At 59.6% G+C, this 13,196-nt stretch carries 12 protein-coding genes; 2 read left to right on the forward strand and 10 right to left on the reverse strand.

Annotated features, from left to right (window positions below; all coding sequences use genetic code 11):
• Window positions 1-258: 258 nt before the first annotated feature.
• Window positions 259-1,203: a LysR family transcriptional regulator gene (locus PQQ86_RS39395; protein ID WP_408279664.1), complete on the reverse strand. Its 945-nt coding sequence runs from the start codon at window positions 1,201-1,203 to the stop codon at window positions 259-261.
• A gap of 192 nt (window positions 1,204-1,395) precedes the next feature.
• Between PQQ86_RS39395 and PQQ86_RS39400 the strand changes: the two genes are divergently transcribed.
• Window positions 1,396-2,619 (forward strand): amidase, encoded by a 1,224-nt coding sequence (locus PQQ86_RS39400; protein ID WP_408279665.1) that lies wholly within the window; start codon window positions 1,396-1,398, stop codon window positions 2,617-2,619.
• A gap of 130 nt (window positions 2,620-2,749) precedes the next feature.
• Window positions 2,750-4,183 carry an MFS transporter gene (locus PQQ86_RS39405; protein WP_408279666.1) on the forward strand — a complete coding sequence of 478 codons (1,434 nt, stop codon included), beginning with the start codon at window positions 2,750-2,752 and terminating at the stop codon, window positions 4,181-4,183.
• 667 nt (window positions 4,184-4,850) lie between these two features.
• Here PQQ86_RS39405 and PQQ86_RS39410 read toward each other — a convergent pair.
• The 9 genes from PQQ86_RS39410 to PQQ86_RS39450 form a co-directional block, all read right to left on the reverse strand.
• Window positions 4,851-5,228 (reverse strand): hypothetical protein, encoded by a 378-nt coding sequence (locus PQQ86_RS39410; RefSeq protein WP_408279667.1) that lies wholly within the window; start codon window positions 5,226-5,228, stop codon window positions 4,851-4,853.
• A 108-nt stretch (window positions 5,229-5,336) separates the two neighbouring features.
• Window positions 5,337-5,897: a phospholipase D-like domain-containing protein gene (locus PQQ86_RS39415; protein WP_408279668.1), complete on the reverse strand. Its 561-nt coding sequence runs from the start codon at window positions 5,895-5,897 to the stop codon at window positions 5,337-5,339.
• 333 nt (window positions 5,898-6,230) lie between these two features.
• Window positions 6,231-6,422: a hypothetical protein gene (locus tag PQQ86_RS39420; protein WP_408279669.1), complete on the reverse strand. Its 192-nt coding sequence runs from the start codon at window positions 6,420-6,422 to the stop codon at window positions 6,231-6,233.
• An 83-nt stretch (window positions 6,423-6,505) separates the two neighbouring features.
• Window positions 6,506-8,827 (reverse strand): AAA family ATPase, encoded by a 2,322-nt coding sequence (locus PQQ86_RS39425; protein WP_408279670.1) that lies wholly within the window; start codon window positions 8,825-8,827, stop codon window positions 6,506-6,508.
• Window positions 8,815-9,369, reverse strand: a complete 555-nt coding sequence (locus PQQ86_RS39430; RefSeq protein WP_408279671.1) for a hypothetical protein — start codon at window positions 9,367-9,369, stop codon at window positions 8,815-8,817. The genes PQQ86_RS39425 and PQQ86_RS39430 overlap by 13 nt, the downstream gene beginning before the upstream one ends.
• Window positions 9,370-9,573: 204 nt before the next feature.
• On the reverse strand, window positions 9,574-10,956 hold the full coding sequence (locus tag PQQ86_RS39435; protein ID WP_408279672.1) for a metallophosphoesterase family protein: 1,383 nt from the start codon (window positions 10,954-10,956) through the stop codon (window positions 9,574-9,576).
• 117 nt (window positions 10,957-11,073) lie between these two features.
• Complete coding sequence (locus PQQ86_RS39440) at window positions 11,074-11,316, reverse strand: hypothetical protein (RefSeq protein ID WP_408279673.1); 243 nt, start codon at window positions 11,314-11,316, stop codon at window positions 11,074-11,076.
• 158 nt (window positions 11,317-11,474) lie between these two features.
• On the reverse strand, window positions 11,475-12,908 hold the full coding sequence (locus PQQ86_RS39445; protein WP_408279674.1) for a recombination directionality factor: 1,434 nt from the start codon (window positions 12,906-12,908) through the stop codon (window positions 11,475-11,477).
• Window positions 12,905-13,174 (reverse strand): DUF7696 family protein, encoded by a 270-nt coding sequence (locus tag PQQ86_RS39450; RefSeq protein WP_408279675.1) that lies wholly within the window; start codon window positions 13,172-13,174, stop codon window positions 12,905-12,907. The genes PQQ86_RS39445 and PQQ86_RS39450 overlap by 4 nt, the downstream gene beginning before the upstream one ends.
• Window positions 13,175-13,196 lie beyond the last annotated feature (22 nt).

Here is a 13,196-nt window from a genome sequence, read left to right on the forward strand (position 1 = left end):
GGATGGAAAATTTTAACGCTCCAAAAATGCGTTTTGACACAGTCTGGGCCATCAAGGGACGCTCGACAAAGGGGACGCGAGCGGCCAAAGACGAACTTAAAGCGGTCGTTCTCATCGGGGTAACCCTAGCAACGGGTGTGTGGAGAGTGGACTCGATGTAGCGGGATGTCGACGTGAGCCCGTCGAGGGAGGCACGCGCAAGGCCCAGCTCTGCCGTCCACGATACGGGAGATTCGCTGAGGTCGTCATAACGCCTGATTATTCAACTTGTGTGCTCTTCCTTGGTATCGGTTTGTGTGTCCGATTTGCAATGGAAAGGATGAATGGTCGTGCTGCGGGATTCGGCTGCGCTTCGCATTCAGTCACCACGATCTTCGCGGTCAATTCTTCGCGCTTGGGCAACTTGCGATAGACCAGATTGCCGCCGCGCGCGCTGATGACCGACTCCGGCACGACGCCAAGGCCGACGCCTGCTTCGACTAGCGTTAGCAACGTCGGCAATACGCTATCCTGGAGAAACGAAGGGATTACGCGTGCAATCGAGAAGGCCGAGTGAATGAGATGTCGGAAATAGGGCGAGGCATCGGCCCGGTATCCGACGAGCGGATAGCTACCAATATCTGCCAGATCGACACGGGATTTTGCCGACAACGGATGGTCAGAGCGCATCGCCACATACAACGGCTCACGATAGATCACTTCGACACGCATGTCTGCGTCCACTGCGGTGGGCCGCATCAGCGCGACGTCGATTGTTCTCAGTCTCAACGCACTCTGCATCTCGACGGAGTTCAGCTCATGCAGGTCCAGTTCAATTCCTGGGTTTGCCAGTCGGTACTGATGCAGTGCCTCCGCGAGCGGAGAGCATGCCGCTGTAGGTGTCAGTCCGACCGATAGCCTACCCGTTTCTCCGCGCGCCGCTTGCCTGACACGACGCACCATGCGTTCCATGTCCCTCAGAAGCTCCCTTGCATGCTCGAGCATCACGACGCCTGCCGGCGTCAGTTGGACCGAACGCGTGGTACGGATAAACAACTCCGCATCGACGGTTTCCTCGAGCCGTCTGATCTGGTGGCTCAGTGCCGGCTGGCTCATAAAAAGGCGCTCCGCCGCCCGCGCGAAATGCAATTCCTCGGCCACTACGCAGAATGCCGCGACGAGTTTCGCGTCGACGCCCGCTGCCATTAATTCAAATTTCGACATAAATGCGTCTGCATTATGAATTGGACTATGAATAATTGGTTATATACGCTTTGGGACAGCATCACAAGAGGTGGTGCGAGATAACCTAGGAACGGAAACATGGAAGGTGAAATCCGACATCCAGGCGTGCGGGAGATCGTAGGACAGGTTCGACGAAAAGAGATACCGAGAGACTCCTTTGTTCGCCAGTCGTTGTCATCGATCGAAGCGCTGGATTCGCAAATACATGCGTGGGCTTGCGTCGCACCACGTCCGAACATAATTGAAGCAGCAAGTGCAGTAGATACGACAGCACCGCTCGCCGGCGTGCCCATCGGCGTCAAGGACGTGCTACATGTTGCCGGTATGCCAACCGCGTTCGGTGCGCAGCTTTCCGAGCGTCGCGCCGAGGAGTTCGATGCCGCATGCGTGGGCATGTTGCGTGCCGCAGGCGCAGTGCCGATCGGTAAGACCGTCACAGCCGAATTTGCCTATAAACACCCGGGACCGACGCGTAACCCCCACGACCTCCAGCGCACGCCGGGGGGTTCGTCCAGTGGTTCGGCCGCAGCGGTTGCTGCCGGCATGGTGCCAGTGGCTATCGGCACGCAGACAGGTGGTTCCATCATCCGGCCCGCGGCATTCTGCGGCGTGACCGGTTTCAAACCTTCATTCGGTGTTGTACCGCGAGACGGCATGAAGGTGTCGTGCGAATCACTGGATGTGATCGGATGGTACGGAACGTCTGTCACCGACATTGGTGCTATTGCCGACGTGCTGCTGTCTGACGAGCGCGTGTTGCAATCGCCGACGAGACGTCCGCGAGTCGCGATGATATGTGGCACGTCGCTGCATGCTCTGGACGTCGATGCAAGAGAGGTACTCGTGACCGCCGAACGCGCGCTGATTGATCACGGTGCAACCTGTACTCGGATTGCCTTTCCACGTGAATTCACACTGTTGGCACAAGCACATCGAACCATCATGCAGTACGAGTTTGCGCGCAGTCTGGCGCCAGTCGCTAGCGTGGCACTCGGCGGGCTCAGTGAAGTATTGCTGACTTGTGTTCGGCGGGGCCTTGCGATCTCACGCAGTCAGTATCGTGGGATGAAGGACCTTCAGTCTTCGTTAAGAAATACGTGGAGTATGCACTTCGGCGACGCCGATCTGATTCTCACTCCTAGCGTGCCGGGCGAAGCACCGCTCGGACTTGCGGCTACGGGTTCCGCTGCATTCAACGTGGTCTGGTCGGTACTCGGTTGGCCATGTTTGCATATTCCCTTCGGGCGGTCCCGTCATGGTTTGCCACTCGGCATCCAGTTGGTAGGCAAGTGGAATGGAGATGCTGAACTGCTTGGCTGGGGCGGTTGGACCGAAAGCCTCGGTCCGAATCAGGGCGCAGCGATAAACAGCGAATCGCGCATAGCTTCAGCGTAATCCGACGAATCGTTACAGCAGATGTCGGCTCGACGCGTTGCCGTCGTCGCGCGACTGCACTTACAAAACCAAATCCGGGTGACGATCACCCTAAACTCGGCGCCATGCCAAAGCGCCAGGAGGAGCATTGATGCATGCAATATCGTCTCAGGCAATGACGGACGCTCAGGTGAGGTCTGGCCATGCGGGCGAATCTGCTTCGCGGATCAACCAGCGTCTCGATCAGCTTCCCGCCACGCGGCCCGTGTGGATGCTGGTACTGCTGGTTTCGATCGGAGGCTGGTTCGAGTTTTACGACCTTTTCATGACCGCCTACGTCGGACCGGGTCTGGTCCAGAGCGGAATGTATTCGGTGACTACAGCGTCGTTTTTCGGTTTCACCGGGCTGGGCGCGTTCGTGGCGGCATCATTTGCAGGTTTGTTCGTCGGAACATTTCTGTTGACCGGTCTTGCCGATCGGTTCGGGCGCCGGACTGTATTTACAGCTTCGTTGCTATGGTATTCGGTGGCGACGCTTGTCATGGCGTTTCAGGATTCCGCCCAGGCGATCAATCTCTGGCGGCTCATCGCGGGAATCGGCGTTGGTGTCGAACTCGTCGTGATCGATACCTATGTAAGTGAGCTGGTCCCGGCGCACTTTCGTGGAAGGGCGTTCGCGTTCGTCCACCTTGTGCAGTACACGGCGGTTCCCTCGGTCGCGTTTTTTGCGTGGTGGTTTGAACAGCATCCTGTCGGTGGCATCGAGAGCTGGCGTTTGACCGCTGCACTCGGTGCGTTGGGCGCGATCGCCGTTTGGACGATTCGTCGTCGGGTTCCGGAAAGTCCCCGTTGGCTCGCGCAGCATGGGAGGTTTGCCGAAGCCGGACAGATTCTCGATGCGCTCGAAGCGAAAATTGGCATACCGGTGAAGGACAACGGAAACGCGTCTGACGCCCATGTCGAATACGTGCCGGAACCGTCCCGTTTCAGCGAGATCTGGCAGCCGCCGTACCTTAGAAGAACGCTTGTCCTGCTGACGTTTCACCTGATCCAGTCGATCGGCTTCTATGGCTTCGCTTCGTGGGTGCCGACATTGTTGGTGGCGAAAGGCATCACAGTGACCCACAGTCTGCTGTACTCGTTCATCATTGCATTCGCCAATCCTATCGGGCCGCTGATTGGACTCGCCATTGCCGACCGGATAGAACGCAAGACCTTGATTGTGTTGTCGGCAGCTGGCGTTGCACTGTTCGGCGGGATGTGTGCGGTTGTGCAGTCCGGTGTGTTTCTGATCTCGCTCGGCGTGCTGCTGACGCTTTGCAATACGCTGCTGTCGGCGGGCTATCATGCGTATCAGGCCGAACTCTATCCGACCCGTATCAGAGCTCGCGCAGTAGGTTTCGTCTATTCCCTGTCGCGGTTGTCCGCGATGTTTTCCGGCTTCTTTATCGCTTTCACGCTTCGCAGTTTTGGCACGTCCGGTGTCTTCGCCCTGATCACGGCCGTCATGATCATCGTGATGATTACCATCGGCGTGTTTGGTCCGAAGACCAATCGACGAAGCCTCGACTTGGTGTCTCGCTGAAGTGACAAGATAGATAGCCCCTGCTTTCAGCGAAAGCAGGGGCCAATCAACATTCATTCGGGTACCTCACGCTTTTAGCTAGAAATCCACAGAAAACGAATTTCGCTCCCATCGCAGTCCCGCGATAGGAGCGGGTTCCGCTGAACGATATGCGACTAGACAGCGGCTAGGGACCGGCCACCATCGTTGAAAGTTGAAAGACCGGAACGGGTCGGAAATGTGAGTTCGCCGATGGAGAAAGCTGCCGTTCCGCTGTGTGGTGCCCTGACCGTCAGCAATCCGTCACATTGCTGACGTAGAACCAAGCCGGCCTCAACGTCAGCAAAGGCCGAACTGCTGTCCCTGAGAAGGCGGCTTGGATGACCGGACCACTCCGTTATCTGCCGTTGAACCCCTGACAGTGCGACCGACCGCAGTGGGTCGTTTTGCGACGATCGGCCGCCACTAACGTGCTTTATTTTCCGTTTCCTGAAACGCCCCCATACTCGAGCCGGTGTTTCGCGCATACCAGTATCTCAAAAACAAGTGCCCGCGGTTCGTATGAACGCGCGGGCGGTGTCAAGGAGTCGTCCTGCTAAGTCAGTTGTTAGCGGAACGACGGAACTGATTGCCGATCGCGTGGCTCCCGCCAGAGTTAGATGCGAGCGCGAGTCGATACCCGTGCCGCTTATACGTCAATCATCTGGATGTGTTTCGTCCAGTCCGCTGCGGACGGCAACGTCAGCAACAGGGCTGCAATGTCTGCGTTGCGTTGGTCCAGTTCGACATAGGCGCCGTTCAGGATTGCCGCTTGCAGGTAGAAGAGCGTCACCAGGGCCTCGTTGCCGAACTGCTCGGCAAGCGCGCCCAACGACTCGACCGAGTCAAGCAGTTCACGCGAAAACCTGCCGGCAGCCGCGTGTCTACCGAGCGAGACAACAGCGGAAATGCACGCGTCCGCCTGCTCTCCGATGTCCCCGACAGTAACCGCTTCAGCAGCAAGCGCGCCGGATTCGACGAGACACCTCTGGACATCACTGACAAAATCGCTACAGGAATAGGTCATTCAAATCTCCACATAGATGTGCGAGCGGGACGACGCTCCCGAGCAGGGGCGTGCTGCCCTGCTCGGGATAGAAAGAATTCGTAGATGAACGTCTAGGAGGAGATCACGCTAGTCGGCGCGATACGGCTCGCCAAGCGCGCTCACCTGATTCCAGTTGACGAGATATGCCCGATTCGTCTCGCTATCGCCTGTGACGACGATTGCGTTCTCAGAATTGAAACGTGCGGCTTGCTGCGTGAAATTGAAACTGCCCGTCTCGACCGCCGACTCTGTCCAAATAAATTTGCTATGAAGTATGGGGAAGACCCGCACGACACGAACAGGCACCCCAGCGTAGGCCAGCGCACCGAGCGCGGCATGAGAACGACCGCTACGATCTTCCTCAATGTTGCTGCGATAGTCGACAGTCACCTGCACATCAACTCCCCGGCGCTTCGCCAGGATCAGCGAGCGCACCACCGCCGGCGAGGTAAAGGTGTACGCCATCACACGGATCGACTGCTGCGCGCGATCGATGGTCCGTAGGACCAGACGCTCCGCGCCACCGTCCGGTGAGAACGCGACCTCTACCGTTGCGTGGTCCGCGGCGACCGCCGGCGACACTATCGAGAGACACCCTGCCGCTACAAGCGAGGCGGCGATTGCTGCCGCGAGGATCTGCTTTTTCATTTCGACTTCTCCTTTTGCGTATACGGAAAAAAGCCCCGCCGAAAGCGGGGCCGAACATGGTTGAACGCGCGGCGCGCGTCAGGAACAGGTTTCAGGATGGGATACGGCAAACACGAGCACGCGACCATCGTTGCAGAGCACGAAATCACCCTGCTCGCCTTTCGGCTGTCGAATTACGATCGCCGGACGGGCGGCCGGTTTGGTGAGAGGAACGTTGGCCGAGCAGGCGCACAACGACGACGAGCCCGCAGCAGCGAGCAACAGCATCAGAAAGTTGGACATGATGGAAAGAGGTGAGGCACGCCCCGAAGGGCGTACATATAGAGAGCACGCTTATGCAGCGCGTTTTTGCGCGTCGCCGGCAGGTACAGCGCGTTTCGTGATCCACTTGCCGTTTTCCAGAACGTCATGCATGAGCGTGCCGTTCAGCTCGTACGTGTGGTTCATGCCGATGCCCTGTTGTGCCGGGCGCGTCGAAACCGTGATGGCCGACGTGCGCTCATACAGGTTCAGTTTCGAATTCATGGCATTCCTCGTTGAAAAAAGACCGAGGAATGCCCCTGTGGGGAGCATTCCCCACAGGGTTAAAGAAGAACGACATCTGACGCTCAGGCTGCGAGCGCTTCGACGTCGATAACAGCGTCAGCTTCCGAAATCAGTTCGGGTGTTTGCGAGATGAAGAACTCCCGCTCGTACCCGCCCTGCTTCAGCACTTCACGCTTCATGCGCATGAACTGCACCTTTCGCTTCGGATCGAGCGGACCATCGGACTCGTCGCTGAACAGCGTCTGATACGGCTGCCCGGCGTTGCGTGCGAGGTACAGTGCGATGCCACGCGTCAGACACTCGTTGATCCAGACCTTCTGGCCACCCGACATCACGGATACCGCCTTGGTGTTGTCGTTGTCGGCGTCGTGAACGAGGATTTCAAATCCCTCACGCAATTCGCCACTGGTCAGCTCCCGCTGGGTCTGAATCTCGACGGTAAAGCGCATGCCGTAACACGCAAGCAAAAGGTCGTTGACCGTCTGCGTGAGTGCAGGGCCTGCGTCGTCAATCGTCAGCGCGATGACCCCTTCGTTGCCGAGGCCTTTAGCAGTCAGCTTCCAGCGTGCAATATCGTCGGATATCCGGTCGGCGCGTGACTGCGTTGCGTCGAAACCGTGCAACTCCTTCGCCATCGCATCGCGTTCAGCTTCACGCGTTGCCTGCGCGCGGATCAATGCTTCGATCCGCGCATCGATCGCCACAAGCGCTTCGCGGTTGGCCGTCAGCTGACGGTCAAGCTCCGCGATCGCGCCCGTAACATCAACGGCCGCGAGGCGCGCAGTTTCCGAATCAATCTCAAGCAGCAAGGCATTCAGACGGGTTGTTTCCGCCTCCCGGCGTATCAACCCTTCCTGCTGTCCGGTCTCGAGAGCCGCCAGTTCCTGCCGGGCAGCGTCGAGGCCAGTGACAGCCGCATCAAGCAACGGCTTACGCGCCGCAAGCTCCGTCGCTTTCTGGAAGTCCAGGCGCGCCGCCGCAAGCGCGGCGTTGACAGTACGCAGTTCAGCCTGCTTTGCCGCGAGTTGGGCGACCTGAGGCGTCAGCAGCTCCGATTGCTCCCGTTGCTGCCGGAAGCTTTCACGAAGCTTTGTCAACGAGATGACCTGCTCGGCCGCTTGCGACGAGGCGTTGCGCGCTTGCGCGAGCAGCGGACACGTCGAGTGCATCTCGTGTCCGGCGCAAGGCACCTCGCTGATCACCGCGGCCTGTTGCTGCAGTGTCTTAAGCAGAGCCGCCTGCGATGTTCCCTGCGACTGGAGCCCGGTAAGACTTGTCGTCAGGGAGGTCAGCGACAGCCGCTTCGCTTCAAGTTCTGCGATGGCTACCTGCAGCGGCTCGACGCGCGATTCCTCGCGGCCGATCCGCAACTGGGCATCATCACGCGCGGTAGCTGCGCCGAGGATCGCGTCGCGCTGCCGCAGCGTGGCCTCATGTCCAGCGATGGTCTGCTGGATGGTCGTGCGACGCCGGTTCGCGCCCTGCGTTGCAGCACTCTGCTCACCCGCGACCGTCTTCAGCGAGCCGGATAGCTCGTTGCGTCGGGCGGCCAATTCACGTAACCGCGTCTCGACAGAAGCGCTCTCTCCCTGTTTCGCAACAAGGGAAGCACGCTGCGTAGTGAGGTTCGCGGCGCTCGAGTGCAACGTTTCCCGCTCCTTCCGGGCAACCGCCAGCGTCTCACCATCAGTCACGATTGTGCGTTCGGTCTCTGCCATCCGTGCGCGCTTGCCAGACAATGCAACGAGCTCCTGTTGCACCGCCGCGAGCGTCCGTCCGAGCACCTTCGCCACGTCGCCAGCTTTCGCCGACAGCGCGCGCAGGTGATCGATCTTCAGCAACTCGGCAAGCAGCCCCTTGATCTCGCTCGCGCCGTAAGACGCAAGCGGACGCCGGTTCTGCGCAGAGAACACGCTGGTGAAGAACGACTCCAGCGAACCGCAGATCGCCTCAACACAGCGGTCGTAGGTTTCGCCCTTGCCGTCGGAAACGGTGCCGTCAGGCAGCGTGAACGGTGTCCACGTGCCGTCTGACGCGAGCCAGGCAAGGTAGTACTCGGCCTTGCCGACCTTTCCCGGCTTGCGAAAAGCGAACGACGAGCGGTAACGGATACCGTCGTGCTCCCATTCGAACTCTTTCAGGGCCTGGGTACCGGAAATGTTGTCCCAGTACGAGAACGCGTCGACGGACAGCTTCGTCGCGCGCGACGGCATGATCCGGTACGGATGCAGGTTGTCCATGATCGTGGACTTGCCGGCGCCGTTCTCGCCTGTCAACGCAATGAGGCCCGTCGGCAGCGATTCGAGATCGAGCGTCAGGCTTTCGCGCTTCATTCCATCGCGAACACCGTAGAACCCTTCGAGCGTCAGTTTCAGAGGTCGCATGTCGCTCCCTCCGGAATGGGCGAATCGAAGAGGTAATCTGACGGTAACCAGGGCACGTCGTCATCGTTAGAGAACGAAGCTGACAGGACTGGATCCGGCCTTGCAGCGACCGAAGCGACCTCGGCAGGTGCCGGCTTTACGAGTGTCCCGTCAGCGGCCCTCTGGACGTCATCGCAGACTTTCGCAAATTGCGCAGCCGCATGCTTGAGGACGCTGTCCCAGTTGTCGCAACCCGTCAGAACCTTGAGTTCCCGGCTGCCCCACTGGTTGGCATACCCCGAGTTGAACGACCACAGGAGGTTTTGCATCTCGACGTCGGGTACGACGACCAGTTCGGGCTGATCGGAGTCGGTTGAATCCGTCAGCACAAGACAGCTATCGCGTTGAGCGAGTACGGCGCCGCGTTCAGCGCCAAAGGGTTGATGGAAAATGCCTGCAGTAAATCGTGCGTGATTCACAAGATCCTGCTGCAGCAAACGGGCAGTCGCGGTTGCGTTGTAGTGCCGGACCCAGTTGGAGCCAGCGGGATACAGTCCAAACATAGTCACACTCCACAGAAAAACGGCGGAGTGCTCCCGGTAGGGATCGCTCCCCGCCAGGGTCTAAAAGAAAATGGATGCAGCGAACTGCGATCGATGCGTCGATGACGCGGGTGAAACCTCGTTTCGATAGCCCGTGATGGCTATCGGAACACGGCTGTGTCCGCGCGGGAGCGCCGTACTGGCCACTCCCACGAAAAGGCGGCACTACGCCGCAAACAGGTCATCTGTCAGCCACGACAACGTCGTCGGTTCGGATGGTTTTGGCGCCTGCGGCATACCGACCGCCAGCCCGCCGTCCGGTTCCTGCGACTCCGCCAGCACCAGCGTTGCGCCGACCAGACTGAGCGACGGTGCGACAGGTGAAGCGTCGATGCCGGCGAGTACCCCGGCCGCGATCGCTTCCGCGTCCCCGGTCTCGAGCAGCTGAAGACACTCCACAACCGGTGCGGGCTCGATATTCGTGAGCTCGCACCAACGGGTGAGCTTGGCTTCAACAGTCGTTTCCAGGCTGATGCCCTGGGCACGGCTACGAACCACAGGCAACACACGACCTTCGACCTTCAGACCCGCAGCCCCAGTAAACATCGCTGCGATCGCATCACGGTCGACCAGTTGACGATGCTCCTCGTCGATCTGCCAGCGAACGCGGACGAACTTGTCGCCAGCGCTATCTGCGATCTCCTGCAGCTTTTTCATGTCCGGAGGTCCGTCGAACTCAACGCTAATCGTTTGCCTCGATGGCGTCGGGATCAGCAGCGAGTCCGCTTCTTCCGGATACACGCCCCATAGGAGATAACCTTTCTCGCCCTCCTCGCCGTAGTGAAACCGCCCGATTGATCCCGGGTAGGCGATCCGCCGGCCCGCTCGCGTCCAGAACTGCTCCTTGTGGATATGCCCGAGCATGAACGCGCTGCATTGCGCCTCGAAAAGCGCGCTGAGCGAGAACTCATGGTCGAACCCCGCCATCGTCACACCGTGCTCGGTCGTACAACCGTTCACGGTGCCGTGCGACACGCCAATCGTCGGGATTCCCGCCTCGCGAAGCTCTGCATTCACCCGGCCTGCCGCCGCCAGATATGCGGCAAGCACTTCGCCCAGTTCCGTACCTGCGGCGAGCGCGCCAACGCTCACAGCAAGCTGGCCCTTGTTGACCGTAGGAAGGCAGGTGAATACCGCTTCAGGCTTCACGCCGATAATCTCGCGCAACGACTCAGGGGAAAAAACTGGCCCCTCCGATGCCCAGAACTTTCCGTCGATCAACGCGACCTGCGACACCCGATCAGCGATGTGCACATGGTGCGCGCCACCCATCAACGCGAAGTTATCGAGCGTGCCCGGAGGTTCGTGCGAGAACGTGCCTTGAAGCATCAGGACCGGCATCGCGTTGGCCAACCGGTGAACCTGAGTAGCCAGCGCGTGCAGGGACGGTGCATGTGCATCGAGCCGGTGATCGGTTGCGTCCCCGGAGATCACCGCGACCTCAGCCTTGCGATCGATCGCGTCGCCAACGGCGAACGCGAAGCAGCGATCGGATTCCGCAAGGTTGTCCGGTGAGTAATGCAGATCAGAAAAATGTGCGACTTTCAATTTCGCCTCCGTAAATGCAAAAAGGCCGCCCGTGGGCAGCCTCAATGCGTCGGCGTCAGAAAACGACGCGGGTAAGAAAAGAAGGGAAGAACGTAAGGCCGGTGGAAACCGCGAGACTCAGAACGGTTCAATCGTTGCGTTCTGGATCTCGGTTCCGGCAGGCGGAGCGCAGGGGTCCAGGAGCGTCGCAAGACATGCCCGAACGTCAATACCTCCGTTGTCCGTGAGCAGATTCACCGTGTCCACCGCGCTCAGGAGAGTTCCCGGCTCGTTGGCATAGCGTAAAGCAGCGTCATACAACGCCTGTTGATCAAGCACGCGTACGTCGAGCGATACGCGAAAGCGATTTGTGTCGGGCATGGGTCGCTCCGTCGTTCAATAGATGGCCGCCGGAGCGGACTGTTTCGATGCGCGGGATGCGCTGTCGAAAGCACTTGAGCAAGCCTGCTTGCTGAAATGTTCTCGTGGAAGAAGAGAAACCAGCCCCGAAGGGCTGGCAAAAGGTGATGGAAAGACGATCAGATCAGCAACGACTGTTGCCGGGCGTCTGCGATTTCCTGATCGAGCAGCGCGGGAGCGGAAAGCGCCTGTTCCAGCCGCTCGTTCATAGCGTCGACATCCTGCGCGCGCTCAACCCAGCCACGCCCGAAACGGGCATGGGCAAACACTTTGAAATCGTGTTTGCGGTCTTCCGCGCCCAGACCCAACCGCTTGAGCAGATCCGACATCCGGTCCCGCTTTTCCTCGATCGGCTCGTTGCCTGCGGTGCGGCCTGGGTCCTCACCAGCTCGACCCATTACGTGCTCTAGCAGCGAACCGGAAGCTGGCGACTGAACCTGAGACCCTGCGTCAGACTGACCAGCCCCCTGCAGCGAGGTTGACGAGGCTTGAGACAGGACTTGAGGCGCCGCCGGCTCTCCCTGAATCGAGCCGAGAGCATCCGCGTGACCAGTTTCGATGCTCCCGTCAACACGCAGCGGAAGAACGTTGCCGCCCGCTTCGACGAGTGCGACTGCGCGGTTAGCTGCTTCCAGCGCCGGCTCGGTATCGTCGGCGCCGTCCAGCAGGGAGCCAATGTCGATCTCCGCGTCCAGCACCGTGAGCATCTGCTTTGCCCGCATCGCTTCGCCGTTGTCACCGATACGCGTGATATCGAATTCCCGCTTCGATATCCAGAAGCGTGTGCCAGTCAGTCTGCCGCGCGCGAGTACTACGGTCTGCATGGCCGAGTAGGCTTTCTGCAGCACGTAGATACTGTTCGTCGGCAGCTCGATCAGTCCGAGTCCCTTGATATCGGGGACCGCGAAGATAAAGCTCGCCGAGAGGTTGCACTGGCGCGTCTGATACTGGGGGCAGCGCTCGGGATCGCAAATGCCGTCGGGGATTGCATCGTCCTGACGGAAGATGATGTGGCGGCCACCAAACGTACGCGTTGCCCGTTGCGCCCGGGGATCACGCTCGACCTTCGCGTAGGTCTTGCAGTACCGCTGACCATCGTTTCCGTACTCGGAAAAGAACTTGCGGCCAGTAGCACCCCACGCGGTCATCTGGTTTGGCAGGTTGCCCATCCAGTCGTTGAACGCGAATAGCACCGGGAAACGGTAAAGCTTTACCCCCTGCCCGCGATCCTCACCGTACAGGCGAAGGATTTCGGTCGCCACATCGGGATTCGTGAAGTCGGAACGCCGACACGTGAAGTACGGAGAGTTTCGCGGGACCAACGCGTTTTTGAGACGGAACCGCGATTCGAGCACCTTCTCGATCGCCTCGAACGAGTCGCCAGCAGCGACCATCTCGTCGTACGCCGCAACCGCGTTCGGATTCGCGCTGGCGATCGCCTGCTTGAGCACCCTGATGCCGGGCCGGATCTTTCCGATCGTGGGCGGTCGAAGCGCTCTTTCTTCAACGATGCTCCGGGGAGGAGCGCCGGTCAAACTGAGAACAGCGTTCATGATGGTTTTCTCGCAAGAAAGAATATCGCCGACGTGCGCAACTCCCTGGCTGAATGCTCCAGGTTCGTTGCAGACGCTTCTCCGCGGACTTCGGCAATGTGGGAAAGAAAGATACGGCGCTCGGGGTCGCTATACGTTGCGATCCGGGCTACCTCGCACCGCTGTTGCCAGACTGGCGAGGCGGTATCAGCAGAAGCACGCTCCTCGTCGATCGTGTTGCGGATCGTTTCGGCAATACGCGCGTTGAGACGGTCAGGAAGCAGCAAGACACCTCCGGTGGTCAAGGGA

Origin of the sequence: Paraburkholderia sediminicola (assembly GCF_046026675.1) — a bacterium.
GTDB classification, from domain to species: domain Bacteria; phylum Pseudomonadota; class Gammaproteobacteria; order Burkholderiales; family Burkholderiaceae; genus Paraburkholderia; species Paraburkholderia sediminicola_F.

Excerpts from the sequence above, each read along its gene's own strand:
- PQQ86_RS39395 (WP_408279664.1), bottom strand. The coding sequence starts at position 1,203 with ATGTCGAAATTTGAATTAATGGCAGCGGGCGTCGACGCGAAACTCGTC.
- PQQ86_RS39405 (WP_408279666.1), top strand. The coding sequence starts at position 2,750 with ATGCATGCAATATCGTCTCAGGCAATGACGGACGCTCAGGTGAGGTCT.
- PQQ86_RS39410 (WP_408279667.1), bottom strand. The coding sequence starts at position 5,228 with ATGACCTATTCCTGTAGCGATTTTGTCAGTGATGTCCAGAGGTGTCTC.
- PQQ86_RS39415 (WP_408279668.1), bottom strand. The coding sequence starts at position 5,897 with ATGAAAAAGCAGATCCTCGCGGCAGCAATCGCCGCCTCGCTTGTAGCG.
- PQQ86_RS39420 (WP_408279669.1), bottom strand. The coding sequence starts at position 6,422 with ATGAATTCGAAACTGAACCTGTATGAGCGCACGTCGGCCATCACGGTT.
- PQQ86_RS39425 (WP_408279670.1), bottom strand. The coding sequence starts at position 8,827 with ATGCGACCTCTGAAACTGACGCTCGAAGGGTTCTACGGTGTTCGCGAT.
- PQQ86_RS39430 (WP_408279671.1), bottom strand. The coding sequence starts at position 9,369 with ATGTTTGGACTGTATCCCGCTGGCTCCAACTGGGTCCGGCACTACAAC.
- PQQ86_RS39440 (WP_408279673.1), bottom strand. The coding sequence starts at position 11,316 with ATGCCCGACACAAATCGCTTTCGCGTATCGCTCGACGTACGCGTGCTT.
- PQQ86_RS39445 (WP_408279674.1), bottom strand. The coding sequence starts at position 12,908 with ATGAACGCTGTTCTCAGTTTGACCGGCGCTCCTCCCCGGAGCATCGTT.